We start from the raw sequence: 25,533 nt of genomic DNA on the forward strand, positions 1-25,533 counted from the left end.
GCGCGGTAACAAGAAACCAGTCTTCGGACTGGTTTTTTTATGCCTGTAAGAATTTGGGGCTGCTTTGCAGCCCATCGCCGGCAAGCCAGCTCCCACAGGGTCGTCACAAGTGCGGCCATTGTGCGGCCCCAAGATATTGAAGCAAAAGAATATTTCGGACGACTGGCAAGTTCTTGAACCGGCTTGTAAAGAAATTTATACAAAGGCGGGCTATTTCAGCCCTGATTCCAGATTTGACCGAACCGTGTAAACAAACCTTGCCGTCGCCGATGTGCAAAACCAGCCGCCCCGGCCTCACCCACCCTTGCCCAAACCCCCGTCTACACGGTGTTATAGCCGCCATTGCCGTGTGCAAGAGCCCGTCCACAGAGCCTGGCTGACAAAACAACAAATGGAGGCGCCATGTACGCCGATCACTTCGCCTTTCAAGGCCCTGCACCACAGGACCGCTGCGCTTTTCCTTCGGAAACGGTGCGGCGCGTTGACGCCTGCGCACTGGGGTATACAATGCGCCGCGTTTTACCTGTGACCCCTTTTGCGTACAGCGCACTCTTGATCACGCCCGGTTGATCCGCCCCGGCGGCACCTGAGGTCAGGAAACCCAAGGTAACCACCTTGCCCATTCCGCTGCGCCACGAGCGCGGTGGGTCCGATTCCGTCACAGATAAAAACAATGCAGGTGACTTCGTTCATGAGTGGACAAAACATGCATTCAGGCGAGCTAAAGCGGGGCCTGAAGAACCGCCACATCCAGTTGATCGCCCTCGGCGGTGCGATTGGTACCGGCCTGTTCCTCGGCTCGGCAGGCGTGATGAAATCCGCTGGCCCGTCGATGATCCTTGGCTACGCCATCTGCGGCTTCATCGCCTTCATGATCATGCGCCAGCTTGGCGAAATGATTGTCGAAGAGCCGGTGGCCGGCTCGTTCAGCCACTTTGCCCACACCTACTGGGGCGGTTTCGCCGGCTTCCTGTCGGGCTGGAACTGCTGGGTGCTGTACATCCTGGTGGGCATGTCGGAACTTTCTGCAGTTGGCAAGTATGTCCACTACTGGTGGCCAGAGATCCCTACCTGGGTCACGGCGGCAGCGTTCTTCGTGCTGATCAACGCCATCAACCTGATGAACGTGAAGTTCTTCGGCGAAGCCGAATTCTGGTTTGCCATCATCAAAGTCGTCGCCATCGTCAGCATGATCGGCCTGGGTGCCTACCTGCTCACCAGCGGCAGCGGCGGCCCGGACGCCACCATCGCCAACCTGTGGTCACATGGCGGCTTCTTCCCCAACGGTGTCAGCGGGCTGGTGATGGCCCTGGCGTTCATCATGTTCTCCTTCGGCGGCCTGGAGATGCTTGGCTTCACCGCTGCCGAGGCCGACAAGCCGAAGAGCGTGATCCCCAAGGCGATCAACCAGGTCATCTGGCGCATCCTGATCTTCTACGTGGGCGCCTTGGTGGTATTGCTGTCGTTGACGCCATGGGACAACCTGGTTGCCAGCATCGATGCCTCGGGTGGCAGCTATGGCAGCAGCCCGTTCGTGCAGGTGTTCTCGCTGCTGGGCAGTGACGTTGCTGCCCACCTGCTGAACTTCGTGGTCCTGACCGCCGCGCTGTCGGTGTACAACAGTGGCACCTACTGCAACGCCCGCATGTTGCTGGGCATGGCCGAGCAGGGCGATGCCCCGGCGTCGCTGGCCAAGGTCGACAAACGTGGCGTGCCAGTGCGTTCGATCCTGGTGTCGGCTACCTTTACCTTTGTTGCCGTACTGCTCAACTACCTGATGCCGCAGAACGCCCTTGAGCTGCTGATGTCGCTGGTAGTGGCAACCCTGGTGATCAACTGGGCGATGATCAGCTACTCGCACCTGAAGTTCCGCCAGCACCTGGACCGTACCGGCCAGAAGCCGCTGTTCAAGGCGCTGTGGTACCCCTACGGTAACTATGTGGTGCTTGCCTTCGTGGTGCTGATCCTTGGCATCATGCTGATGATCCCGGGCATTCAGGTTTCGGTTTATGTGATGCCAGTCTGGCTGTTCGGCATGTTTGTGGTCTACATGGTCAAGCCGCGTCGCCGGGTGAATGCCGGTGGGGCTGCGGGTCACGTAGCCAAGTAAGTTGCTCAATGCAATAGGAAGAAACCCGAAGACAGGTGACTGGCTTCGGGTTTTTTAATGCCTGTGCCGGCCTTTTCGCGGGCAAGCCCGCTCCCACAGGGAAATCACTGGACCCGAGGCAGCGCTTAACCTGTGGGAGCGGGCGTGCCCGCGAAGAGGCCGGCACAGGCAAAAACTCAGATCTGCTCCAGCAACCACCCCCTGAATGCCCGCAAAGAAGGCAATGCCTCATTGCGCGGCGGGTAGATCAGGTAATAACTGCGCTGGCTGGCAAACGCCACCCCGGGACTGTAAAGCTCACCTTTTGCCAACTCCTCCTCCACCAGTATGCGTGGCACCAGCCCGATACCAATCCCGGCCCGTACCGCCTGGATCAGGTGTGAGGTCAGCTCGAAGCTCGGCCCCAGGCGCATCGACCGGTGCGGCAGGCCATGGTGCGAGAACCACTCGCCCCAGGCGTGCGGGTTATTGGCCACATTCAACAGCACCTCTTCACTGATCCTTGCCGGGTTCCAGCCTTGGCTATCCGCACCGGCCTCCGTTGGCAGGATCACCACCAGTTCTTCGGCATGCAGGCGATGGCAGATCAGCCCCGGCAGGTCGTGGCTGGCTACGCCGATGGCAGCGTCGATCTCACTGGTATCGAAGTTGATGGCTTCGATGCGTGAATGAATGTGCACCAGCATGCCCGGGTGGGCGCCGTAGAACGCATGCAGGCGCGGCAACAACCATTTGGAGCCAAACGTGGGCAGGGTGGCCAGGCGCAAGGTGCCTACCCCCGACTGGTAGGCCAGGGCCTGCAGGGTGGCGCTGCGGATGCGCCCCAGTGCCTCGCTGAGTTCGCGCTGGTACAGGCGGCCGACATCGGTCAGCTGTACCTGGCGGCCTTCGCGGCGGAACAGGGTCAGGCCCAGTTGCTGTTCCAGCGCCTGTACCTGGCGGCTGACCGCGCTCTGGGTCAGCGACAGTTCGGCAGCTGCGCGGGTATAGCTTTCATGCCGGGCGGCGGCCTCGAATGCCAGCAGCAGCGACATGGATGGTGTCAGGTGGCGGTAATTCATTCATAAAAGTCATTGATAGCGGCAGGATTATCCGTTTGCCCCTGAAGCGAAACTACAGGAACATTGGCCTATACGTCATCCCCGCATGGCAACACCCATGCGGGTGCGACAGGAATCCCGTGAATTAGCCAATATCAAGAGGCCATCCTTCGATGATCGCCCAGCTGTCGACCCTTGCGCCAAGCGCCAACTACCCCGAATTCCTCGAAGCCCTGCGCAACAGCGGCTTCCGTGGCCAGATCAGTGCCGACTACGGCACCCGCACGGTGCTGGCCACCGACAACTCGATCTACCAGCGCTTGCCACAGGCGGCGGTGTTCCCGCTGGACGCCGACGATGTGGCTCGGGTTGCCACGCTGATGGGCGAGGCGCGCTTCCGGGATGTCAAGCTGACCCCGCGCGGTGGCGGCACCGGCACCAACGGCCAGTCGCTCACCGACGGCATTGTCGTCGACCTGTCGCGGCACATGAACAAGATTCTCGAAATCAACGTCGAGGAGCGTTGGGTGCGGGTGCAGGCGGGTACGGTGAAAGACCAGCTCAATGCCGCGCTCAAGCCGCACGGCCTGTTCTTTGCCCCTGAGTTGTCCACCTCCAACCGCGCCACCGTCGGCGGCATGATCAACACCGACGCCAGCGGCCAGGGCAGCTGCACCTATGGCAAAACCCGCGACCACGTGCTGGAACTGCACAGCGTGCTGCTGGGTGGCGAACGCCTGCACAGCCTGCCGATCGACGATGCCGCGCTGGAGCAGGCCTGCGCCGCGCCCGGCCGGGTCGGCGAGGTGTACCGCATGGCGCGTGACATTCAGGAAAACCAGGCCGAACTGATCGAAACCACGTTCCCCAAGCTCAACCGCTGCCTGACCGGCTACGACCTGGCGCACCTGCGCGACGAGCAGGGCCGTTTCAACCTCAACAGCGTGCTGTGCGGTGCCGAGGGGTCGCTGGGTTATGTGGTCGAAGCCAAGCTCAACGTGCTGCCGATTCCCAAGTACGCCGTGCTGGTCAACGTGCGCTACACCAGCTTCATGGACGCCCTGCGTGACGCCAACGCGCTGATGGCGCACAAGCCGCTGTCGATCGAGACGGTGGACTCCAAGGTGCTGATGCTGGCGATGAAGGACATCGTCTGGCACAGCGTGGCCGAGTATTTCCCGGCCGACCCCGAGCGCCCGACCCTGGGCATCAACCTGGTGGAGTTCTGCGGCGACGAGCCGGCCGAGGTCAATGCCCGGGTGCAGGCCTTTGTCGAACACTTGCAATCGGACACCAGCGTCGAGCGCCTGGGGCACACCCTGGCTGAAGGTGCCGAGGCGGTTACCCGTGTCTACGTCATGCGCAAACGCTCGGTAGGGCTGCTGGGCAACGTCGAGGGCGAAGTGCGCCCGCAGCCGTTCGTGGAAGACACGGCTGTACCGCCGGAACAACTGGCCGACTACATTGCCGACTTCCGTGCCTTGCTCGATGGCTACGGCCTGGCCTATGGCATGTTCGGCCACGTCGATGCCGGCGTGCTGCACGTGCGCCCGGCGCTGGACATGAAAGACCCGGCCCAGGCAGCGCTGGTCAAGCCGATTTCCGATGCGGTGGCGGCCCTGACCAAAAGCTATGGCGGCCTGCTGTGGGGCGAGCACGGCAAAGGCCTGCGCTCGGAATACGTGCCGGAGTACTTCGGCGAGCTGTACCCGGCGCTGCAGCGCCTGAAGGGCGCGTTCGACCCGCACAACCAGCTCAACCCAGGCAAGATCTGCACCCCGCCAGACAGTGCCGAGGGCCTTACCCCGGTCGATGGCGTTACCCTGCGCGGCGACCTGGACCGCACCATCGACGAGCGTGTGTGGCAGGACTTCCCCAGCGCCGTGCACTGCAACGGGAACGGCGCCTGCTACAACTATGACCCCAACGACGCCATGTGCCCGTCGTGGAAGGCCACCCGTGAACGCCAGCACTCGCCCAAGGGCCGTGCTTCGCTGATGCGTGAATGGCTGCGCCTGCAGGGCGAGGCGAACATCGACGTGCTGGCTGCGGCACGCAACAAGGTTTCGTGGCTCAAAGGCCTGCCAGCGCGCCTGCGCAACAACCGCGCACGCAGCCAGGGCCAGGAAGACTTCTCCCATGAGGTATACGACGCCATGGCTGGCTGCCTGGCGTGCAAGTCGTGCGCCGGGCAGTGCCCGATCAAGGTCAATGTGCCGGACTTCCGCTCGCGCTTCCTTGAGCTGTACCACGGCCGCTACCAGCGCCCGCTGCGTGATTACCTGATCGGTTCGCTGGAGTTCACCATCCCGTACATGGCCCATGCGCCGGGGCTGTACAACGCGGTAATGGGTTCGAAGTGGGTCAGCAAGCTGCTGGCAGACAAGATCGGCATGGTCGACAGCCCGCTGATCAGCCGCTTCAACTTCCAGGCCACCCTGACCCGTTGCCGTGTCGGCGTGGCCAGCGTGCCGGCCCTGCGTGAACTGACCCCGGCCCAGCGCGAGCGCAGCATCGTGCTGGTGCAGGACGCTTTCACCCGCTATTTCGAAACGCCGCTGCTGTCGGCCTTCATCGACCTGGCCCACCGCCTGGGCCACCGGGTGTACCTGGCACCGTACAGTGCCAACGGCAAGCCACTGCACGTGCAGGGCTTCCTGGGGGCGTTCGCCAAGGCGGCGATCCGTAACGCTACCCAGCTCAAGGCCTTGGCCGACTGCGGCGTGCCACTGGTGGGCCTGGACCCGGCGATGACCCTGGTGTACCGCCAGGAATACCAGAAGGTGCCAGGGCTGGACGGTTGCCCGAAAGTGCTGTTGCCACAGGAGTGGTTGATGGATGTGCTGCCCGAGCAGGCGCCGACTGCACCGGGCAACTTCCGCCTGATGGCGCACTGCACCGAGAAGACCAACGTGCCGGCCAGCACCAGGCAGTGGGAGCAGGTGTTTGCCCGCATGGGCCTGAAGCTGGTGACCGAGGCGACGGGGTGCTGCGGTATGTCGGGTACTTACGGGCACGAGGCGCGTAACCAGGACACCTCACGGACCATCTTCGAGCAAAGCTGGGCGACCAAGCTGGACAAGGAAGGGGAGCCGCTGGCGACCGGTTATTCGTGCCGTAGCCAGGTCAAGCGCATGACCGAGCGCAAGATGCGCCACCCGCTGGAAGTGGTGTTGCAGTACGCCCAGCGTTGACCTTGAGGGCCTCAGGGGCTGCTTCGCAGCCCATCGCAGGCAAGCCAGCTCCTACAGGGTGCGCGTCAGCCATGCCTAACGCGGTCCCTGTGGGAGCGGGCGTGCCCGCGAAAGGGCCGGCACAGGCAGCACAATACTCAGGCTTCTGCTACGCGATCTCGATGTCGCCGAGCCTGTCTGTACAGGTGCAGGCTCAACACCAACCCACAACCCGCCGCCCCCGCCGCAAACAGAAACATCGAAGCAAACCCGAACCCCGCTGCCACCGCGCCCACCAGTGGCCCGGTCACCCCCAGCGACAAATCGATGAACAGTGAATACGCCCCCACCGCCGCCCCGCGGTTGGCCGCTGACACCTGGTTCACCGCCTCCACACCCAGCGCCGGGAACACCAGCGAGAAACCAAACCCGCTCAGCGCTGCCCCCGCCAGTGCCAGCTCGGCACTGGGCGCCAGCCACAGCATCAACAACCCCAGTGTTTCCACCGACAGGCAGGCAATCGCCACCCGGAACCCGCCTATGCGGTTGATCAGGTTGCCAAACAGCAGTCGCGCACTGATGAAGCTGGCGCCAAACAGGCTCAGGGTCAGCGCCGCATTGGTCCAGCCGCGGCTTGCGTAATACAGGGTGATGAACGTGGCGATGGTGCCAAAACCGATCGACCCCAGCGCCAGCCCCGAGCCATGCGGGAACACCTTGCCCAGCACCCGCAGGAACGGCAGCCGTACACCACTGACGATGGGCGCAGCCTGCTTCGGCCAGGCCAGCAGCAGGCCAAGGATGCACAACAGCATGATACTCACGCCCATGCTCCACAGCCCAAGGCTCTTGACCATCAGCACGCCCAGCGGAGCGCCGATGGCCAGCGCGCCGTAACTGGCGATGCCGTTCCATGAGATGACCTTGGCGGTGTTTTCTGCCCCCACCCGGCCAATCCCCCAGCCAATCGACCCCGACCCCACCAGGCTTTCGGCGCTGCCCAGCACCAGGCGGCCAACCAGCAGGCAGGTCAGGCTCAGCCAGGGCAGGTGAGTGAGGAAGGCGCACGCCAGCATGAACACCCCGCTAAGCCCGCAGCCGGCCAGGCCATACATGACGGCCTTCTTGCTGCCGTGGTTGTCGATGATGCGGCTGGCGGTGGGGCGGCTGAGCAGGGTGGCCAGGTATTGCACGCTGATCACAAGGCCTGCAACCACGGTGCTGAAGCCCAGGTCGTTGTGCACATAGCCAGGCAGCACGGCCAGCGGAATGCCGATGTTCAGGTAGCCGATGAAGGTGAAGAGGACGATGGAAACGACTTGCAGGGTGACCGCAAGGGGGCGCGGTGAGTCGGGCATGGGGGCCTACGTGGGTTCTGGGCAGTGTGAAAACGTGATGACGGGGGTAGCCCGCAGGTCAGCCGTTTTCACACTGTCGGAGGTTGCGCGGTTTATTCCTGGTCAGCGCTGGATTGATCGTCACCATCCTGCTCGACGGCAGCTGCCGGTTCGGCGTGAACGGTCACGGATGGCTCTTCTGGGTTCAAGCTTGGGAAGGGAAGATTCGGGATTTCGTGCATCTCGTCGTTCCTCGCAAGTGTGAGTGAAAAGTCTGCGCCAGGCGCGGTTGAAGCTTCGCAAAGCTCGGGCAGGATACACAAGTCTGGATGACAGTTTGGATTTTTTACCGGTCGCTTGTCGGTTTTGCGGGCGAACAGCGGACATTTTTTCCATAAAAAATGGGGCCGCCGGGCCCCGTTTTTCAGTGCTTACTTACGGCCTTCGGCCGTTTCCGCCACCTTGTCAGTGCGTGCGCACATGATGAAGTCATTGCGGTGCAGGCCTTTGATCGAGTGGCTCCACCAGGTCACGGTGACCTTGCCCCACTCGGTCAGCAGCCCCGGGTGGTGGCCTTCGGCCTCGGCGATTTCGCCTACGGCATTGGTGAACGCCAGGGCGTGCTTGAAGTTCTTGAACAGGAACACGCGCTCCAGCTCCATGTGGCCGTCACGTACTTCGATGTTCCAGTCCGGGATTTCGCGAATCAGCTCGGCCAGCTCTTCGTCGGTGACTTTTGGCGCGTCGGCGCGGCAGGCTTCGCAATGGGCTTGGTTCAAGGCATTCATGGGGTGTTTTCCGGTTCGAGTTGTTATCGGCAAGGTCGCTCAGGCGGCGACCTTGGGTGGAAATTTCGGTGCGTGCAGGCCCAGCTGCATGGCTTTGTGGACCATGCCCATGATGTCTTCGTGGGCCAGGTCGAACAGGCGCTTCATGTTCGGCAGCACGAAATACACCGGCTGCAGGATGTCGATGCGATACGGCGTACGCATGGCCTCGATCGGGTCGAAAGCCTGATGTTCGGGCTCACCAGACAGACTGTAGACGGTCTCTTTCGGCGACGAGAGGATGCCGCCGCCATAGATCTTGCGACCCTGCGGGGTTTCCATCAGGCCAAACTCGATGGTCATCCAGTACAGCCGCGCCAGGTACACGCGTTGTTCCTTGGTCGCCGCCAGGCCGAGCTTGCCGTAGGTGTGGGTGAATTCAGCGAACCACGGGTTGGTCAGCAGCGGGCAGTGGCCGAAGATTTCGTGGAAGATATCGGGCTCTTGCAGGTAGTCCAGCTCTTCCGGGGTGCGGATGAAGGTGGCGACCGGAAAGCGCTTGCTGGCCAGCAGTTCGAAGAAGGTCTGGAAGGGGATCAGTGCCGGTACCCGGGCAACCTGCCAGCCGGTGGTGGCACCCAGCACCTTGTTGACTTCGCCCAGTTGCGGAACACGGTCATGCGGCAGGTTGAGCTGGTCGATGCCGTCCAGATATTCCTGGCAGGCACGACCCTCGATCACTTTCAACTGGCGAGTGATCAGGGTGTTCCATACCGCATGCTCTTGCTGCGGGTAATCGATAAAACCATGCGCATCGGGCTCGCGTGCCACGTATTGCGTCTGTTTCATGTGGCTCTCCTGGTGAGGGCTTTCTTGTTATGTGCAGGACATGCCTAAGTAATATCCTTGCCCAGGTCGGTTTGCACGATGGAGCGCCCGCCTTGGTGCGAACCTTTGCCCCTGCTTTTGTAACGATAATTTTACAAAAGCGCCCAAGTGTCGGAAAATACGAGGCATCTGGCTGATGCTTTCCCTGTTTTTGTCAGCTTATCTTTACGAATTTTCTGCGCGGTGTTGAAAAACATTGGCGCTTCGAGAGCCCTCATGCGTATCAAAGTGCATTGCCAGAACCGCATTGGCATCCTGCGCGATATCCTCAACCTGCTGGTGGAGTACGGCATCAACGTGCTGCGCGGCGAGGTGGGCGGTGACCATGGCAACGCCATCTACCTGCATTGCCCGAACCTGATCAACCTGCAGTTCCAGGCGTTGCGCCCTAAGTTCGAAGCGATTGCCGGGGTGTTTGGGGTCAAGCGCGTAGGGCTGATGCCCAGCGAGCGCCGGCACATGGAGCTGAACGCGCTGCTGGGTGCGCTGGACTTCCCGGTGCTGTCGATCGACATGGGCGGCAGCATTGTCGCCGCCAACCGCACCGCGGCGCAGCTGCTGGGGGTGCGGGTGGACGAGGTGCCGGGCATGCCGCTGGCGCGCTATGTGGAAGACTTCGACCTGCCGGAGCTGGTGCGGGCCAACAAGTCGCGTATCAACGGCATGCGTATCAAGGTCAAGGGCGACGTGTTCCTGGCTGATATTGCGCCGCTGCAGTCCGAGCACGATGACAGCGAGGCGCTGGCTGGCGCCGTGCTCACCCTGCACCGCGCCGACCGCATTGGCGAGCGCATCTACAATGTGCGCAAGCAGGAGCTGCGCGGTTTTGACAGCATCTTCCAGAGCTCGCGGGTAATGGCTGCCGTGGTGCGTGAGGCGCGGCGCATGGCGCCGCTGGATGCGCCGCTGCTGATCGAGGGCGAGACCGGTACCGGCAAGGAGCTGCTGGCGCGCGCCTGCCACCTGGCCAGCCCGCGTGGGCAGTCGCCACTGATGGCGCTCAATTGTGCCGGGCTGCCTGAGTCGATGGCCGAGACCGAGCTGTTCGGTTATGGCCCCGGGGCATTCGAAGGTGCACGGGCCGAGGGCAAGCTGGGGCTGCTGGAGCTGACCGCGGGCGGCACGTTGTTCCTTGATGGGGTAGGGGAGATGAGCCCGCGGCTGCAGGTGAAACTGCTGCGCTTCCTGCAGGACGGTTGCTTCCGTCGGGTAGGCAGCGATGAAGAGGTGTACCTGGATGTGCGGGTGATCTGCGCGACCCAGGTGGACTTGTCCGAGCTCTGTGCCCGCGGCGAGTTCCGGCAAGACCTTTATCACCGCCTCAACGTGTTGTCGCTGCACATTCCGCCTTTGCGCGAATGCATGGATGGGCTGGAAGGGTTGGTACAGCACTTTCTCGACCAGGCCAGCCGGCAGATTGGCTGCGCCATGCCGCGCCTGGCGCCGGCGGCGATGGATAAACTTGGGCAATACCATTGGCCGGGCAATGTAAGGCAGCTGGAAAACGTGTTGTTCCAGGCAGTTTCGTTATGTGACGGCGGGGTGGTTAAAAGCGAGCATATTCGTTTGCCGGACTATGGGGCACGTCAGCCGCTGGGGGAGTTTTCGCTGGAGGGGGATCTTTCGCAGATTGTCGGGCGCTTTGAAAAAGCGGTGCTGGAAAGTTTGATGGGGGAGTTTCCGAGTAGCCGGGCTTTAGGCAAAAGATTGGGTGTTTCGCATACCACGATTGCCAACAAGTTGAGGGATTACTCCCTGGGCAAGTCGGCAGATTAAAGCAGGTAATTAATAGCCTGTTAATGTGGCGCAATATTCTTCGCGGGCTTGCCCGCTCCCACAGGTATTGCACGGTACTTGAAAACTGTGCAGTACCTGTGGGAGCGGGCAAGCCCGCGAAGGGCCCCGCAGGGGCCCCAATCTCAAGGGTTAGCCGTTGGAGCAGCCGTTCCCCATCACGCGGTATTCGAGAATGTGCTTCTGGCCCTGGGAGTCCTCGTAGGTCATGCGGGCTGGCACGACTTCGCACACATTGGGCACTTCGCTCATGGAAATGACGCGGGCAATGTCCAGGTGCTGCGAGTAACTGTACTGTTCAACCGGAATCTGCTCGGCATCTTTGGCTTCGCCGGCCATCGCCGCGCCGCAAAGACTGCCAAGTACCAATACCAGTAAAGCTTTCATTTTCTATTTACCTGTCTAAGGTCGTGAGGGGGCACGCGGCGCTTATGGCGCCGCGAGTACAGCTAGTTTTAACTATCGGGATTAGAGGGAGATTAACGCTTGCCTTCGTGGGGGCTGTTACCAGTTGTTAATCGCCTTGCCGTTGCTGGCGAGGTGAATTCTAGGGTTGTGGCCAAGGCTGAAACAGTGGGTCTTTTGATAAAGTGTTTTGACAGAATCTGTAACAATCCTCTGGTAAAGCTCCCCGTTTTTTCGTGGCCCAGGCTGTAATCCTCATGCCAGAGCGCTTTGCCGGCACGGGCGTACCAAATTACTACCAACGTCGAATGGCTTTTGTCGCTCTGGTACAGTTACAAACGGTTCCATACAAAAACAACTATTACACCGAGGTAACACAGATGAGTGCGGCTCCACTGTATCCCGTTCGTCCCGAGGTTGCGGCCACTACCCTGACCGACGAGGCCACCTACAAGGCCATGTACCAGCAATCGGTGATCAACCCGGACGGCTTCTGGCGCGAGCAGGCCCAGCGTATCGACTGGATCAGGCCGTTCACCAAGGTCAAGCAGACCTCCTTCGACGACCACCACGTCGATATCAAATGGTTCGCCGACGGCACTCTGAACGTTTCCTCCAACTGCCTGGATCGCCACCTCGAAGAGCGCGGTGACCAGTTGGCAATCATCTGGGAAGGCGACGACCCATCCGAACATCGCAACATCACCTACCGTGAACTGCACGAGCAGGTCTGCAAGTTCGCCAACGCCCTGCGTGGCCAGGACGTGCACCGTGGTGATGTGGTTACCATCTACATGCCGATGATCCCCGAAGCCGTGGTCGCCATGTTGGCCTGTGCCCGTATCGGTGCGATCCACTCGGTGGTGTTCGGTGGCTTCTCGCCCGAGGCGCTGGCGGGTCGCATCATCGACTGCAAGTCCAAGGTGGTGATCACCGCCGACGAAGGCGTGCGCGGTGGCCGTCGTACTCCGCTCAAGGCCAACGTCGACCTGGCGCTGACCAATCCTGAAACCAGCAGCGTGCAGAAGATCATCGTGTGCAAGCGCACCGGTGGCGACATTGCCTGGCACCAGCACCGTGACATCTGGTACGAAGACTTGATGAAAGTGGCCTCCAGCCACTGCGCACCGAAGGAAATGGGTGCTGAAGAAGCGCTGTTCATCCTTTACACGTCCGGCTCCACGGGTAAGCCGAAGGGCGTGTTGCACACTACGGGCGGTTACCTGGTGTATGCCGCGCTGACCCACGAGCGGGTGTTCGACTATCGCCCGGGCGAAGTCTATTGGTGCACCGCCGATGTGGGCTGGGTTACCGGCCACAGCTACATTGTCTATGGCCCGCTGGCCAACGGCGCCACCACGCTGCTGTTCGAAGGCGTGCCGAACTACCCGGATATCACGCGCGTGTCGAAAATCGTCGACAAGCACAAGGTCAATATCCTCTACACCGCGCCAACGGCCATTCGCGCCATGATGGCCGAAGGGCAGGCCGCCGTTGCAGGCGCTGACGGCTCCAGCTTGCGCCTGCTGGGTTCGGTAGGCGAGCCGATCAACCCCGAGGCCTGGAACTGGTACTACAAGACTGTCGGCAAGGAGCGTTGCCCTATTGTCGATACCTGGTGGCAGACCGAGACTGGCGGCATCCTGATCAGCCCGCTGCCAGGCGCCACCTGCCTCAAGCCGGGTTCGGCAACCCGCCCGTTCTTCGGTGTGGTGCCAGCGCTGGTGGACAACCTGGGCAACCTGATCGAGGGCGCCGCCGAAGGCAACCTGGTCATCCTCGACTCCTGGCCGGGCCAGTCGCGTTCGTTGTACGGCGACCATGACCGTTTCGTCGATACCTACTTCAAGACCTTCCGTGGTATGTACTTCACCGGCGACGGCGCGCGCCGCGACGAGGATGGCTACTACTGGATCACCGGTCGCGTGGATGATGTGCTCAACGTGTCCGGCCACCGCATGGGTACTGCCGAGATCGAAAGCGCCATGGTGGCCCATTCGAAAGTGGCCGAGGCTGCGGTGGTGGGTGTGCCGCACGACATCAAGGGCCAGGGCATCTATGTGTATGTCACGCTCAATGCCGGTGTCGAGGCCAGCGAGCAGCTGCGCCTGGAACTGAAGAACTGGGTGCGTAAAGAGATCGGCCCGATCGCCTCGCCGGATGTGATCCAGTGGGCGCCAGGTTTGCCGAAAACCCGTTCGGGCAAGATCATGCGCCGCATCCTGCGCAAGATTGCCACCGCTGAGTACGATGCACTGGGTGATATCTCCACCCTGGCCGACCCGGGCGTGGTGCAACACCTGATCGACACCCACAAGGCCATGAACCTGGCATCGGCCTGACTTCTGTCTGTGGGAGCGGGCATGCCCGCGAACACCGGCGAAGCCGGTGCCATCCACCGTGTCGCCTGCTTCGCGGGCGCGCCCGCTCCCACACAGATCGGTGCAGGCCAAAAGAAAACCCCGCCCGGGCAACCGGCGGGGTTTTTGCTTTACTGTTACCCGACATTCATCGGTAACTGTTCTGTCACCGGCCCTGCACAGGTTCGGGGCGCCAGGAAACAAATCTGGCTTGTTTTGGTGCATTCCTGCGGCCATTTTGTGTAACACGGCACGCTGCACTTGCCGTAGTACAAGGCTTTGCCAATAATAGGCCCAGGAATTGCTAGGTCTATAGGTTCTATTTCTTGCGCTTTTGCATAATTTGCACTGGCTGTCAACATCGCCCGCAGCGGTTTCAGGCGCTTCTGTAAGTAGTTGTCGCTTTGAAGAAATATCGACTACCGGGCTATCGCTAAAATGCCACTCACTCGCTCGTGGTCTGCGACCTTGGTCGAACCCTGCGCGGCTCGCGTTGTACCCATTCGCATATCGGGCAGTTGTTACCTGCCTTGTATTGCCCCGTACCGATGGAGTTACCTGATGAAGAAGCTCGCACTGCTTGGCGCCCTGGCGCTGTCCGTGTTTTCCCTGGTGTCGCAGGCCGATGAAAAACCACTGAAAATCGGCATCGAAGCCGCCTACCCTCCCTTCGCCTTCAAGCAGCCCGATGGCAGTATCGCTGGTTTCGACTACGACATCGGCAACGCCCTGTGTGAAGAGATGAAAGCCAAGTGCACCTGGGTCGAGCAGGAGTTCGACGGCCTTATCCCGGCGCTGAAAGTGCGCAAGATCGACGCCATCCTGTCGTCCATGTCGATCACCGAAGACCGCAAGAAGTCGGTCGACTTCACCAAGCGCTACTACCTGACCCCGGCGCGCCTGGTGATGAAGGAAGGCACTGCTGTCAGCGAGAGCCTGGATGAACTGAAGGGCAAGAAGATCGGTGTGCAGCGCGGCTCGATCCATGACCGCTTCGCCAAGGAAGTACTGGGCGCCAAAGGTGCCACCGTGGTGCCTTACGGCACCCAGAACGAAATCTACCTGGACGTTGCAGCCGGTCGCCTGGACGGTACCGTGGCTGACGCCACCCTGCTGGAAGACGGTTTCCTCAAGACCGACGCCGGCAAGGGCTTTGCGTTCGTAGGCCCGGCCTTCACTGACGCCAAGTACTTCGGTGACGGCATCGGTATTGCGGTGCGCAAAGGCGACAAAGCCAACGTCGACCGCATCAACGCGGCCATCGACGCCATTCGTGCCAACGGCAAGTACAAAGAAATCGAGAAGAAGTACTTCAACTTCGACATCTACGGTCCAGACTCGAACTAAGACGTCGGGTTTCACCTGTGCAATGGTGCAAACAGCAGAGGCTCTGAGGTTTGCACCATTTTTCATTCTCTAGGTCGAGGACCTCATCATGTTGAAAGGCTACGGGGCAGTCATCCTCGACGGGGCGTGGCTGACGCTTCAGCTCGCCCTGTCGTCGATGGCCCTGGCCATCGTGCTCGGTCTGATCGGTGTGGCGCTGCGGTTGTCGCCTGTGCGCTGGCTGGCCTGGCTGGGCGACCTGTATTCCACGGTGATCCGTGGCATCCCGGACCTGGTCCTGATCCTGCTGATCTTCTACGGCGGGCAAGACATCATCAACCGGGTGGCACCGCTGCTCGGCTACGAAGACTACATCGACCTGAACCCGCTGGTTGCGGGTATCGGTACCCTGGGCTTCATTTTTGGCGCGTACCTGTCGGAAACCTTCCGCGGTGCTTTCCTCGGTATTCCCAAGGGCCAGGCCGAAGCCGGCGTGGCTTATGGCATGAGCAACCGCCAGGTGTTCTTCCGCATCCAGGTGCCGCAAATGATTCGCCTGGCGATCCCGGGCTTTACCAACAACTGGCTGGTGCTGACCAAGGCCACCGCGCTGATTTCGGTCGTCGGCCTGCAGGACATGATGTTCAAGGCCAAGCAGGCGGCCGATGCCACTCGCGAGCCTTTCACTTTCTTCCTGGCGGTGGCGGCCCTGTACCTGGTGCTGACCAGCGTCTCGCTGCTGGCCCTGAAGTATCTGGAGCGCCGCTACTCGGTGGGCGTCAAGGTGGCTGAACTATGATCTTCGACTACAACGTCGTCTGGGAGGCGCTGCCGATGTACTTCGGTGGCCTGCTGACCACCCTCAAGTTGCTGGCGATTTCGCTGTTCTTCGGCCTGCTGGCGGCCATTCCGCTGGGCCTGATGCGGGTGTCCAAGCAGCCGGTGGTCAATCTGCTGGCTTGGCTGTACACCTACGTGATCCGCGGCACGCCGATGCTGGTACAGCTGTTCCTGATCTACTACGGCCTGGCCCAGTTCGAAGCGGTGCGCGAGAGCTTCCTCTGGCCGCTGCTGTCCAGCGCCACCTTCTGCGCGTGCCTGGCGTTCGGTATCAATACCAGCGCCTACACCGCCGAAATCATTGCCGGCAGCCTCAAGGCCACGCCCCATGGCGAGATCGAGGCGGCCAAGGCCATGGGCATGTCGCGCATGAAAATGTACCGGCGCATCCTGCTGCCTTCGGCCCTGCGCCGGGCACTGCCGCAGTACAGCAACGAAGTGATCATGATGCTGCAGACCACCAGCCTGGCGTCGATCGTGACCCTGATCGACATCACCGGTGCCGCACGCACGGTCAACGCCCAGTACTACCTGCCTTTCGAGGCCTACATCACGGCGGGCGTGTTCTACCTGTGCCTGACCTTCATCCTGGTGCGCCTGTTCAAGATGGCCGAACGCCGCTGGCTCGGCTACCTGGCGCCGCGCAAGCACTGACCGCTTTGTGAGAATCGACAGCATGTACAAACTCGAAGTCCAAGACCTGCACAAGCGCTACGGCAGCCATGAAGTGCTCAAGGGCGTGTCCCTGGCGGCAAAGGCCGGCGACGTCATCAGCATCATCGGCTCCAGTGGTTCGGGCAAGTCGACCTTCCTGCGCTGCATCAACCTGCTGGAACAGCCGCATGCCGGCAAGATCCTGCTCAACAACGAAGAGCTGAAGCTGGTGGCCGGCAAGGACGGCGCGCTGAAGGCTGCCGACCCGCGCCAGTTGCAACGCATGCGTTCGCGCCTGTCAATGGTGTTCCAGCACTTCAATCTGTGGTCGCACATGACTGCGCTGGAAAACATCATCGAAGCGCCGGTACACGTACTGGGCATGAACAAGAAGGAGGCGCTGGAGAAGGCCGAGCATTACCTGGCCAAGGTGGGTGTCGCCCACCGCAAGGACGCCTTCCCTGGGCATATGTCGGGTGGTGAGCAACAGCGTGTGGCAATTGCCCGGGCCCTGGCCATGGAGCCAGAGGTTATGCTGTTCGACGAGCCGACCTCGGCGCTCGACCCCGAGCTGGTGGGTGATGTGCTCAAGGTGATGCAGGCGCTGGCACAGGAAGGCCGGACCATGGTGGTCGTGACCCACGAAATGGGCTTTGCCCGCGAGGTGTCCAACCAGCTGGTGTTCCTGCACAAAGGCCTGGTGGAAGAAACCGGCTGCCCGCGTGAAGTGCTGGCAAACCCGCAGTCGGAGCGCCTGAAGCAGTTCCTTTCCGGCAGCCTGAAGTAAAAGCTGCATTTTTGCACCAGAATAGGGCATGCTGCGCGACGAGCGCAGCCTGACCCGGCGCACAGACTCGAACGACCTCAGGTTTCGGACCGCACCCTATGACCACCCAGCGAATCGGTTTTCTCATCTGGCCCGGCACCAGGCCTTTGACCCTGGCGCTGGCCGAGGAAGTGTTGCTAGTGGCGCAGCGGGTGCACCCGGATGTGGTCTACGAACTGGCCTTCCTGCAGGCCGAGCCTGCGCTGGAGGGTAGCTGGCGCTTGCCTGGCGAGGCGTGGGCTGGCCGCCTGGAAGGTTGCCACAAACTGTTTCTGCTTGCTGACGAGCCGCCTGCGGCGGTTGGGGCTGCGTTGTCCACGGCGCTGAAGCAGCTGGCGCGCAGTGGTTGCATGGTCGGCGGCCTGTCTGCGGGTGTTTATCCGCTGGCGATGCTGGGCCTGCTCGACGGGTACCGGGCAGCAGTGCACTGGCGCTGGCAGGACGATTTTGCCGAGCGCTTCCCGAAGGTCATCGCCACCAGCCACCTTTTTGACTGGGATCGCGACCGCTTGACCGCCTGTGGCGGCATGGCTGTGACCGACCTGCTGCTGGCGGTGCTGGCCCGTGATCATGGCGCCGAGCTGGCGGGGGCGGTGTCGGAAGAGCTGGTGGTCGAGCGCATTCGCGAGGGTGGCGAGCGCCAGCGGATTCCGCTGCAAAACCGCCTGGGTTCGAGCCACCCCAAGCTGACCCAGGCGGTGCTGTTGATGGAAGCCAACATCGAAGAGCCGCTGACCACCGACGAGATTGCCCAGCATGTGTGCGTGTCGCGCCGGCAACTGGAGCGCATCTTCAAGCAGTATCTGAACCGTGTGCCGAGCCAGTACTACCTGGAACTGCGGCTGAACAAGGCGCGGCAGATGCTGATGCAGACCAGCAAGTCGATCATCCAGATCGGGTTGTCCTGTGGGTTCTCGTCGGGGCCGCATTTTTCCAGTGCCTATCGCAACTTCTTCGGTGCTACCCCGCGGGAAGACCGCAACCAGCGGCGCAGCAGCAGCCCGTTCGAGTTGAGCTCGGCGCCGGCTGAAAAGGGCTGACATTCCCTTCTCCTGTGCCGGCCCTTTCGCGGGCACGCCCGCTCCCACAGGATCACCACAGGCCCTGATGGTTGCGCGGTACTTGTGGGAGCTGGCTTGCCGGCGATAGGGCCAGTGCAGGCAACCACTCCTCTATATGTGAACACCCGTTCACCCAGCCCCCTCTCTCCCGTACACTGCGCGATTGCGACAGTGTTTGTCGCATTGCCGAAAGCCTTGTCAAAACTGGGTTTTGCGCTGTAACAAGTTGTCGCTTGGCCGCAAGGACAGGCGCGGATCAGTCCTTACAATCCCCCCATCGCTCGCCACTTCCAGGCCAGCGTTCCTCTTCAGGAGACTCAGATGTCCGTTGAGCAAGCCCCGGTGCAACGTGCCGATTTCGACCAGGTCATGGTCCCCAACTATTCTCCGGCGGCCTTCATTCCTGTGCGAGGCGAGGGTTCCCGCGTCTGGGACCAGTCGGGTCGCGAGTTGATCGACTTTGCCGGTGGCATCGCGGTGAACGCCCTGGGCCACTGCCATCCGGCACTGGTCAAGGCCCTGACCGACCAGGCCAACACCCTCTGGCACGTATCCAACGTGTTCACCAACGAGCCGGCCCTGCGCCTGGCCCACAAGCTGGTGGACGCCACCTTTGCCGACCGCGCCTTCTTCTGCAACTCCGGCGCCGAGTCCAACGAGGCTGCCTTCAAGCTGGCCCGCCGCGTCGCCCATGACCGCTTCGGCCCGGAAAAGCACGAAATCATTGCCACCGTGAACAGCTTCCACGGCCGCACCCTGTTTACCGTCAGCGTCGGCGGCCAGCCGAAGTACTCCGACGGCTTCGGCCCGAAGATCACCGGCATCAGCCACGTGCCCTACAACGACCTGGAAGCGCTGAAGGCACAGATTTCCGACAAGACCTGCGCCGTGGTGATCGAGCCGATCCAGGGCGAGAGCGGTGTGGTGCCGGCCGACAAGGCCTACCTGGAAGGTGCACGCAAGCTGTGTGACGAGCACAACGCCCTGTTGATTTTTGACGAAGTGCAGACGGGCGTTGGCCGTACCGGTTCGCTGTATGCCTACCAGCACTACGGCGTAACGCCAGACATCCTCACCAGTGCCAAGAGCCTGGGCGGCGGTTTCCCGATCGGCGCCATGCTGACCACCAGCGAGCTGGCCAAGCACCTGGCTGTCGGCACCCACGGCACCACCTACGGCGGCAACCCGCTGGGCTGTGCCGTTGCCTGCGCGGTGCTGGATGTGATCAACACCCCGGAAACCCTGGCCGGCATCAAGGCCAAGCATGAGCGCTTCAAGGCCCGCCTGGAGCAGATCGGCCAGAAGTACAACCTGTTCACCCAGGTACGTGGTGTTGGCCTGCTGCTGGGCTGCGTGCTGACCGAAGCCTGGCAAGGCAAGGCCAAGGACGTGCTCAACGCCGCCGAGAAAGAAGGCGTGATGGTGCTGCAGGCCGGCCCGGACGTGGTCCGCTTCGCGCCAAGCCTGGTGGTTGAAGACGCCGACATCGATGAAGGCCTGGACCGCTTCGAGCGCGCCGTGGCCACCCTGACCAAAGGCTGACCCGCCTGCGGTCCCTTCGCCGGCCCCAGCCATGGCTGAGCCGGGCCGGCGATACCCGATTCCAGTGCAGGTGCCCATGCGCCTGCCGTTTTTCCGTGCCGCCGTGAGCGGCCCGTATTCCAAAGGAGTGACACCATGCTGGTGATGCGCCCCGCGCAAATGGCTGATCTGAACGAAGTGCAGCGCATGGCTGCAGACAGCCCCGTTGGTGTCACCTCGCTGCCGGACGACGCTGCTCGCCTGGGCGACAAAATCGCCGCCTCCGAGACTTCCTTCGCCGCCGAGGTCAGCTTCAACGGTGAAGAAAGCTACTTCTTCGTGCTCGAAGACAACGAAACCGGCAAGCTGGCCGGCTGCTCGGCCATTGTCGCTTCGGCGGGCTACTCCGAGCCGTTCTACAGCTTTCGTAACGAAACCTTCGTGCACGCTTCGCGCGAGCTGAAGATCCACAACAAGATCCACGTGCTGTCGCTGTGTCACGACCTGACCGGCAACAGCCTGCTGACCAGCTTCTATGTATTGCCGGAACTGGTAGACAGTGGCTGGGCCGAGCTCAATTCGCGCGGCCGGCTGCTGTTCATGGCGGCGCATCCGGAGCGTTTCGCCGACTCGCTGGTGACCGAAATCGTTGGCTACAGCGACGAGCAGGGCGAGTCGCCGTTCTGGGATGCCATTGGCCGTAATTTCTTCGACCTCAACTATTCCGACGCCGAGCGCCTGTGTGGCCTGAAGAGCCGTACCTTTCTCGCCGAACTGATGCCGCACTACCCAATCTATGTGCCGCTGTTGCCTGACGAAGCGCAGGAGGCCATGGGGCAGGTGCACCCGCGGGCGCAAATCACGTTTGACATCCTCATGCGTGAAGGCTTCGAGACCGAGCACTACATCGACATCTTCGACGGCGGCCCGACCCTGCATGCGCGTACTTCGGGTGTTCGCTCGATTGCCCAGAGCCGTGTTGTACCCGTGAAGATCGAGGAGGGCACGGCCAAGGGCGGGCGCCCGTACCTGGTGTGCAATGGCCAGTTGCAGGACTACCGCGCCGTGCTGCTGGAGCTCGACTGGGTACCCGGCAAGCCGGTCAGCCTGAGCGAGGCTGCGGCCGACGCGTTGGGCGTTGGTGAGGGTGCCAGCGTGCGCCTGGTCGCGGTCTGAGGTCTGGTAACAGACGTTTCGGGATTGATGCGTTAGAAGAGTTCTGCGCCGGCCGACGCCGCCGCACAAGGAGATAGCATGATCGTTCGTCCTGTACGCAGCAGCGATTTGCCTGCGTTGATCGAATTGGCACGCAGCACCGGCACCACCGGGCTGACCACGCTGCCGGCCAACGAAGAGCGCCTGGGGCAGCGCGTTGGCTGGGCGGAAAAGAGCTTCCGTGGCGAGGCCGAGCGTGGCGACACCGACTACCTGTTCGTGCTGGAAAACGACGAAGGCCTGGTGGTCGGCATCAGTGCCATCGCCGGTGCCGTCGGCCTGCGCGAGCCTTGGTACAACTACCGGGTCGGCCTGACCGTCAGCGCTTCGCAGGAGCTGAAGATCTACCGCGAAATCCCGACGCTGTTCCTGGCCAACGACCTGACTGGCAACTCTGAGCTGTGCTCGCTGTTCCTGCGGGGCGACTACCGCTCCGGCCTCAATGGCCGCCTGCTGTCGCGTGCACGCATGCTGTTCATTGCCGAGTTCCCGGAGCTGTTCGGCAAGAAGATCATCGCCGAAATGCGCGGCATGTCGGATGAGCAGGGCCGCTCGCCGTTCTGGGAAAGCCTGGGCCGGCATTTCTTCAAGATGGAATTCAGCCAGGCCGACTACCTCACCGGCGTTGGCAACAAGTCGTTCATCGCCGAGCTGATGCCCAAGTTCCCGCTGTACACCTGCTTCCTTTCCGAGGCGGCGCGTGACGTGATCGGCCGCGTGCACAAAGACACCGAGCCAGCGCTGGCGATGCTCAAGCAGGAAGGCTTCAACTATCAGGGTTACGTCGACATCTTTGACGCCGGCCCTGCCATCGAATGCGACACCGCCAGGATCCGCGCGGTGCGTGAGAGCCAGACCCTGGTGCTGGCGGTTGGCACGCCGGGCGATGACGCCACCCCTTACATCATCCACAACCGCAAGCGCGACGATTGCCGTATCACGGCGGCACCTGCGCGGCTGGCCGCCGGTACCCTGGTGGTCGACCCGTTGACCGCCAAGCGCCTGCGTATGGGCGCGGGTGACAACGTGCGCGCCGTGCCGCTGTCGGCAAGCCGGGAGGCCCAGTAAATGACCACGCATTACATCGCAGGCAATTGGCAGGCCGGCCGTGGCGAAAGCCTGCAATCGCTGAACCCGGTGACCCAGGCCGTGATCTGGCAAGGGCAGGGCGCTGACGCAAGCCAGGTGGACGCTGCCGTGCAGGCGGCGCGGCAGGCTTTTCCGGCCTGGGCGCAACTGAGCCTGGAAGCGCGCATCGATGTGCTGGAGAGGTTTGCCGCACAGCTCAAGGCGCATGCCGAGGCCATGGCCCAGTGCATTGGCGAGGAAACCGGCAAGCCCCTGTGGGAGTCGGCAACCGAAGTCACCAGCATGATCAACAAGGTCGCAATCTCGGTACAGAGCTACCGCGAGCGCACCGGGGAAAAGAGCGGCCCGCTGGCCGACGCCACGGCCGTGCTGCGGCACAAGCCCCACGGTGTGGTGGCGGTGTTCGGCCCCTACAACTTCCCGGGCCACCTGCCCAATGGCCATATCGTGCCGGCGTTGTTGGCGGGCAACTGCGTGGTGTTCAAGCCCAGCGAGCTCACGCCCAAGGTCGCCGAGCTGACGGTCAACTGCTGGATCGCCGCCGGCCTGCCAGCGGGTGTGTTGAACCTGGTGCAGGGCGCACGCGAAACCGGTGTGGCGCTGGCCGCCAACCCTGGGATCGATGGCTTGTTCTTCACCGGTTCCAGCCGCACCGGCAACGTGCTGCACCAGCAGTTCGCTGGCCGCCCGGACAAGATCCTGGCCCTGGAAATGGGTGGCAACAACCCGCTGGTGGTGGACGAGGTCAAGGACATTGACGCTGCGGTGTACACCATTATCCAGTCTGCGTTCATTTCCGCCGGCCAGCGTTGCACGTGCGCGCGCCGCCTGCTGGTGCCGCAAGGTGCCTGGGGTGATGCGCTGCTCACCCGCCTGGTCGAGGTGTGCAAAACCATCACGGTAGGCGCGTTCGATGAGCAGCCGGCGCCGTTCATGGGCTCGGTGATTTCGCTGCAGGCTGCGCAGGGGCTGATGAGCGCCCAGGCAGACCTGCTCAGCAAAGGTGGCGTGAAACTGCTGGAAATGACCCAGCCTCAGGCCGATGCCGCGCTTTTGACCCCGGGTATTGTCGATGTCACTGGCGTGGCCGGGCGCCCGGACGAGGAATTCTTCGGCCCACTGCTGCAAGTCATCCGTTATGACGATTTCGATGCGGCCATCGATGAAGCCAACAACACCCAGTACGGCCTGGCCGCCGGGTTGTTGTCCGATTCACGCGCTCGCTACCAGTACTTCTGGTTGCGCAGCCGCGCCGGCATCGTCAACTGGAACAAGCAGCTCACGGGTGCCGCCAGCAGTGCACCGTTCGGCGGCGTGGGCGCCAGTGGCAACCATCGCGCCAGTGCCTACTACGCGGCTGACTACTGCGCTTACCCCGTGGCTTCGCTGGAAACCGCCAGCCTTGCCTTGCCGGCGACCCTGACGCCGGGCATCACCCTATAACAACAGTCACGGAGCCTAGCCGATGAAATCCTATGAAGTGAATTTTGATGGCCTGGTGGGGCCTACCCACAATTACGGCGGCCTGTCCTACGGCAACGTGGCTTCGCAAAGCAACAGCCAGCAAGGCTCCAACCCGCGCGAAGCGGCGCGCCAGGGCCTGGCAAAAATGAAAGCGCTGGCCGACATGGGCTTCAAGCAAGGCGTGCTGGCGCCACAAGAACGCCCGGATGTGGCCGCACTGCGCCGCCTGGGCTTCAGCGGCAGCGATGCCGAGGTGATCCAGCGTGCAGCCAAGGAGGCCATGCCGTTGCTGGTGGCCAGCTGCTCGGCGTCGAGCATGTGGGTGGCCAACGCTGCCACGGTCAGCCCCAGTGCCGACACCGCGGATGGCCGCGTGCATTTCACTGCTGCCAACCTGAACTGCAAGTACCACCGTAGCATCGAGCACCCGACCACCAGCCGCGTGCTGGGTGCCATGTTCAACAACGAGAAACACTTTGCCCACCACGCAGCATTGCCTGCCGTGGCACAGTTCGGTGACGAGGGCGCGGCCAACCACACGCGCTTCTGCCGTGCCTATGGCGAAGCGGGTGTGGAGTTCTTCGTTTATGGCCGCAGTGCCTTCGACAGCCGCTACCCGGCGCCGCAGAAGTACCCGGCCCGGCAAACCCTGGAGGCCTCGCAGGCCGTGGCCCGGCTGCATGGGCTGAGTGATGGCGGTGTGGTCTACGCTCAACAGAACCCGGCGGTGATCGACCAGGGCGTGTTCCACAACGATGTGATTTCGGTGGGTAACGGCGAGGTGCTGTTTTATCACGAGGACGCTTTCCTCGAGACTGACGCGGTGCTTGGCCAGCTGCGAGCTAAACTGGCCAGCAAGGGTGGCAACTTCCAGGCCATCTGTGTGCCGCGGGCGGCGGTGGCGGTGGAAGACGCGGTGCGTTCCTACCTGTTCAACAGCCAGCTGCTCAGCCGCGACGACGGCTCCATGCTGCTGGTGGTGCCGGAAGAGTGCCGCAACAATGAGCGGGTCTGGGCTTACCTGGGGCAACTGACCAGCCAAGGTGGCCCGGTCAGGGAGGTCAAGGTATTCGACCTCAAGCAAAGCATGCAGAACGGTGGTGGGCCGGCCTGCCTGCGTTTGCGCGTGGCGTTGAAGGAATCGGAACTGGCGGCGGTCAACCAAGGCGTTATCATGACCGCCCCGCTGTACGACACCCTGGTGCAGTGGGTCGACAAGCATTACCGCGATCGCCTCGTCGAGGCGGACCTGGCCGACCCGCAACTGCTGGTGGAATGCCGTACGGCACTGGACGAATTGACCCAGATCCTGAAGTTGGGTTCGGTGTACCCGTTCCAACGACAACCTTGAAGAGAGACTTTGCAATGACCGACGCCCTGCGCCTGATCCTTGAAGATGAAGACGGCACCCAGCTGGAAACCTCCTGCACCCGTTTTGCCGTGGTTTGGCAAGGCAAGGAAGTGTGGATTCAGCAGGATGGCCGTGGCCAGCTGCTGATCGGTGTGGATGTCGAGGAAGACGACACCGAGTACGCCAACCTGCTGCTGCGCCCGATGGCCACCAACCTGGTCAGCCTGCAGCTGGAAATGGAGCCGGCCGAGGTTGGCGAAGACGACGATCACGTCCATGGCCCCGACTGCGGCCACCACCACTAAGGAAGTC

Annotated in this window: 20 protein-coding genes; 15 read left to right on the forward strand and 5 right to left on the reverse strand. The window is 62.2% G+C overall.

The window, feature by feature from the left end; translation table 11 throughout:
- Positions 1-691 precede the first annotated feature (691 nt).
- Complete coding sequence (locus tag ACFY9W_RS02735) at positions 692-2,110, forward strand: amino acid permease (RefSeq protein WP_391125393.1); 1,419 nt, start codon at positions 692-694, stop codon at positions 2,108-2,110.
- A gap of 176 nt (positions 2,111-2,286) precedes the next feature.
- On the opposite strand, the gene ACFY9W_RS02740 is transcribed toward ACFY9W_RS02735, so the two are convergent.
- Positions 2,287-3,171 (reverse strand): LysR substrate-binding domain-containing protein, encoded by an 885-nt coding sequence (locus ACFY9W_RS02740; RefSeq protein ID WP_391125396.1) that lies wholly within the window; start codon positions 3,169-3,171, stop codon positions 2,287-2,289.
- Positions 3,172-3,323: 152 nt separating this feature from the next.
- Here ACFY9W_RS02740 and ACFY9W_RS02745 point away from each other — a divergent pair, with 152 nt between their 5' ends.
- Positions 3,324-6,344: an FAD-linked oxidase C-terminal domain-containing protein gene (locus ACFY9W_RS02745; RefSeq protein ID WP_391125399.1), complete on the forward strand. Its 3,021-nt coding sequence runs from the start codon at positions 3,324-3,326 to the stop codon at positions 6,342-6,344.
- Between the two features lie 137 nt (positions 6,345-6,481).
- On the opposite strand, the gene ACFY9W_RS02750 is transcribed toward ACFY9W_RS02745, so the two are convergent.
- The 3 genes from ACFY9W_RS02750 to phhA all read right to left on the reverse strand — a co-directional run bounded on the left by ACFY9W_RS02750 (position 6,482) and on the right by phhA (position 9,276).
- Positions 6,482-7,681, reverse strand: coding sequence for an MFS transporter (locus tag ACFY9W_RS02750; RefSeq protein ID WP_391125402.1), 1,200 nt, complete (start codon positions 7,679-7,681; stop codon positions 6,482-6,484).
- 410 nt (positions 7,682-8,091) lie between these two features.
- Positions 8,092-8,448: a 4a-hydroxytetrahydrobiopterin dehydratase gene (locus ACFY9W_RS02755; protein ID WP_003254532.1), complete on the reverse strand. Its 357-nt coding sequence runs from the start codon at positions 8,446-8,448 to the stop codon at positions 8,092-8,094.
- A gap of 39 nt (positions 8,449-8,487) precedes the next feature.
- Entirely contained in the window at positions 8,488-9,276 is a 789-nt protein-coding gene (gene phhA / locus ACFY9W_RS02760; RefSeq protein ID WP_391125405.1) for a phenylalanine 4-monooxygenase, read from the reverse strand.
- A 255-nt stretch (positions 9,277-9,531) separates the two neighbouring features.
- Between phhA and ACFY9W_RS02765 the strand changes: the two genes are divergently transcribed.
- On the forward strand, positions 9,532-11,091 hold the full coding sequence (locus ACFY9W_RS02765) for a sigma 54-interacting transcriptional regulator (protein ID WP_391125408.1): 1,560 nt from the start codon (positions 9,532-9,534) through the stop codon (positions 11,089-11,091).
- A gap of 150 nt (positions 11,092-11,241) precedes the next feature.
- Here ACFY9W_RS02765 and ACFY9W_RS02770 read toward each other — a convergent pair whose 3' ends face one another.
- Complete coding sequence (locus ACFY9W_RS02770; RefSeq protein WP_003254526.1) at positions 11,242-11,496, reverse strand: DUF2790 domain-containing protein; 255 nt, start codon at positions 11,494-11,496, stop codon at positions 11,242-11,244.
- A 398-nt stretch (positions 11,497-11,894) separates the two neighbouring features.
- Between ACFY9W_RS02770 and acs the strand changes: the two genes are divergently transcribed.
- From acs to ACFY9W_RS02830, 12 genes are all read left to right on the forward strand, one after another.
- The gene (gene acs / locus ACFY9W_RS02775; RefSeq protein WP_391125411.1) at positions 11,895-13,856 is read left to right on the forward strand and encodes an acetate--CoA ligase; all 1,962 of its coding nucleotides are present in this window, start codon (positions 11,895-11,897) and stop codon (positions 13,854-13,856) included.
- A gap of 579 nt (positions 13,857-14,435) precedes the next feature.
- A complete protein-coding gene (locus ACFY9W_RS02780; protein WP_391125414.1) occupies positions 14,436-15,221 on the forward strand; it encodes a lysine/arginine/ornithine ABC transporter substrate-binding protein in 786 nt (261 codons plus the stop codon).
- 88 nt (positions 15,222-15,309) lie between these two features.
- Entirely contained in the window at positions 15,310-15,999 is a 690-nt protein-coding gene (locus ACFY9W_RS02785; protein ID WP_016488497.1) for an ABC transporter permease, read from the forward strand.
- A complete protein-coding gene (locus ACFY9W_RS02790) occupies positions 15,996-16,694 on the forward strand; it encodes an ABC transporter permease subunit (RefSeq protein ID WP_391125418.1) in 699 nt (232 codons plus the stop codon). Before ACFY9W_RS02785 ends, ACFY9W_RS02790 begins: the two co-directional genes overlap by 4 nt.
- A gap of 22 nt (positions 16,695-16,716) precedes the next feature.
- On the forward strand, positions 16,717-17,481 hold the full coding sequence (locus tag ACFY9W_RS02795; RefSeq protein WP_391125421.1) for an ATP-binding cassette domain-containing protein: 765 nt from the start codon (positions 16,717-16,719) through the stop codon (positions 17,479-17,481).
- Positions 17,482-17,579: 98 nt separating this feature from the next.
- A complete protein-coding gene (argR, locus tag ACFY9W_RS02800) occupies positions 17,580-18,560 on the forward strand; it encodes a transcriptional regulator ArgR (protein ID WP_391125424.1) in 981 nt (326 codons plus the stop codon).
- Between the two features lie 342 nt (positions 18,561-18,902).
- The gene (locus tag ACFY9W_RS02805; RefSeq protein WP_391125427.1) at positions 18,903-20,123 is read left to right on the forward strand and encodes an acetylornithine/succinylornithine family transaminase; all 1,221 of its coding nucleotides are present in this window, start codon (positions 18,903-18,905) and stop codon (positions 20,121-20,123) included.
- Positions 20,124-20,258: 135 nt separating this feature from the next.
- Positions 20,259-21,278 (forward strand): arginine/ornithine succinyltransferase subunit alpha, encoded by a 1,020-nt coding sequence (aruF, locus tag ACFY9W_RS02810; RefSeq protein ID WP_391125430.1) that lies wholly within the window; start codon positions 20,259-20,261, stop codon positions 21,276-21,278.
- A 78-nt stretch (positions 21,279-21,356) separates the two neighbouring features.
- A complete protein-coding gene (gene astA, locus ACFY9W_RS02815; RefSeq protein WP_391125433.1) occupies positions 21,357-22,385 on the forward strand; it encodes an arginine N-succinyltransferase in 1,029 nt (342 codons plus the stop codon).
- Positions 22,386-23,849, forward strand: coding sequence for a succinylglutamate-semialdehyde dehydrogenase (gene astD, locus ACFY9W_RS02820; RefSeq protein WP_391125436.1), 1,464 nt, complete (start codon positions 22,386-22,388; stop codon positions 23,847-23,849).
- Between the two features lie 22 nt (positions 23,850-23,871).
- Positions 23,872-25,221 carry an N-succinylarginine dihydrolase gene (gene astB / locus ACFY9W_RS02825; protein ID WP_391125439.1) on the forward strand — a complete coding sequence of 450 codons (1,350 nt, stop codon included), beginning with the start codon at positions 23,872-23,874 and terminating at the stop codon, positions 25,219-25,221.
- 14 nt (positions 25,222-25,235) lie between these two features.
- On the forward strand, positions 25,236-25,526 hold the full coding sequence (locus ACFY9W_RS02830) for a topoisomerase II (RefSeq protein WP_003256592.1): 291 nt from the start codon (positions 25,236-25,238) through the stop codon (positions 25,524-25,526).
- The last annotated feature ends 7 nt before the right edge of the window (positions 25,527-25,533 follow it).

The sequence above is a fragment of the Pseudomonas sp. NPDC008258 genome, from assembly GCF_042956345.1.
GTDB lineage: Bacteria > Pseudomonadota > Gammaproteobacteria > Pseudomonadales > Pseudomonadaceae > Aquipseudomonas.

Bases quoted from the DNA above. Each gene is read 5' to 3' on its own strand.
- ACFY9W_RS02735 (WP_391125393.1), top strand. From the start codon at position 692: ATGAGTGGACAAAACATGCATTCAGGCGAGCTAAAGCGGGGCCTGAAG.
- ACFY9W_RS02740 (WP_391125396.1), bottom strand. From the start codon at position 3,171: ATGAATTACCGCCACCTGACACCATCCATGTCGCTGCTGCTGGCATTC.
- ACFY9W_RS02745 (WP_391125399.1), top strand. From the start codon at position 3,324: ATGATCGCCCAGCTGTCGACCCTTGCGCCAAGCGCCAACTACCCCGAA.
- ACFY9W_RS02750 (WP_391125402.1), bottom strand. From the start codon at position 7,681: ATGCCCGACTCACCGCGCCCCCTTGCGGTCACCCTGCAAGTCGTTTCC.
- ACFY9W_RS02755 (WP_003254532.1), bottom strand. From the start codon at position 8,448: ATGAATGCCTTGAACCAAGCCCATTGCGAAGCCTGCCGCGCCGACGCG.
- phhA (WP_391125405.1), bottom strand. From the start codon at position 9,276: ATGAAACAGACGCAATACGTGGCACGCGAGCCCGATGCGCATGGTTTT.
- ACFY9W_RS02765 (WP_391125408.1), top strand. From the start codon at position 9,532: ATGCGTATCAAAGTGCATTGCCAGAACCGCATTGGCATCCTGCGCGAT.
- ACFY9W_RS02770 (WP_003254526.1), bottom strand. From the start codon at position 11,496: ATGAAAGCTTTACTGGTATTGGTACTTGGCAGTCTTTGCGGCGCGGCG.
- acs (WP_391125411.1), top strand. From the start codon at position 11,895: ATGAGTGCGGCTCCACTGTATCCCGTTCGTCCCGAGGTTGCGGCCACT.
- ACFY9W_RS02780 (WP_391125414.1), top strand. From the start codon at position 14,436: ATGAAGAAGCTCGCACTGCTTGGCGCCCTGGCGCTGTCCGTGTTTTCC.
- ACFY9W_RS02785 (WP_016488497.1), top strand. From the start codon at position 15,310: ATGTTGAAAGGCTACGGGGCAGTCATCCTCGACGGGGCGTGGCTGACG.
- ACFY9W_RS02790 (WP_391125418.1), top strand. From the start codon at position 15,996: ATGATCTTCGACTACAACGTCGTCTGGGAGGCGCTGCCGATGTACTTC.
- ACFY9W_RS02795 (WP_391125421.1), top strand. From the start codon at position 16,717: ATGTACAAACTCGAAGTCCAAGACCTGCACAAGCGCTACGGCAGCCAT.
- argR (WP_391125424.1), top strand. From the start codon at position 17,580: ATGACCACCCAGCGAATCGGTTTTCTCATCTGGCCCGGCACCAGGCCT.
- ACFY9W_RS02805 (WP_391125427.1), top strand. From the start codon at position 18,903: ATGTCCGTTGAGCAAGCCCCGGTGCAACGTGCCGATTTCGACCAGGTC.
- aruF (WP_391125430.1), top strand. From the start codon at position 20,259: ATGCTGGTGATGCGCCCCGCGCAAATGGCTGATCTGAACGAAGTGCAG.
- astA (WP_391125433.1), top strand. From the start codon at position 21,357: ATGATCGTTCGTCCTGTACGCAGCAGCGATTTGCCTGCGTTGATCGAA.
- astD (WP_391125436.1), top strand. From the start codon at position 22,386: ATGACCACGCATTACATCGCAGGCAATTGGCAGGCCGGCCGTGGCGAA.
- astB (WP_391125439.1), top strand. From the start codon at position 23,872: ATGAAATCCTATGAAGTGAATTTTGATGGCCTGGTGGGGCCTACCCAC.
- ACFY9W_RS02830 (WP_003256592.1), top strand. From the start codon at position 25,236: ATGACCGACGCCCTGCGCCTGATCCTTGAAGATGAAGACGGCACCCAG.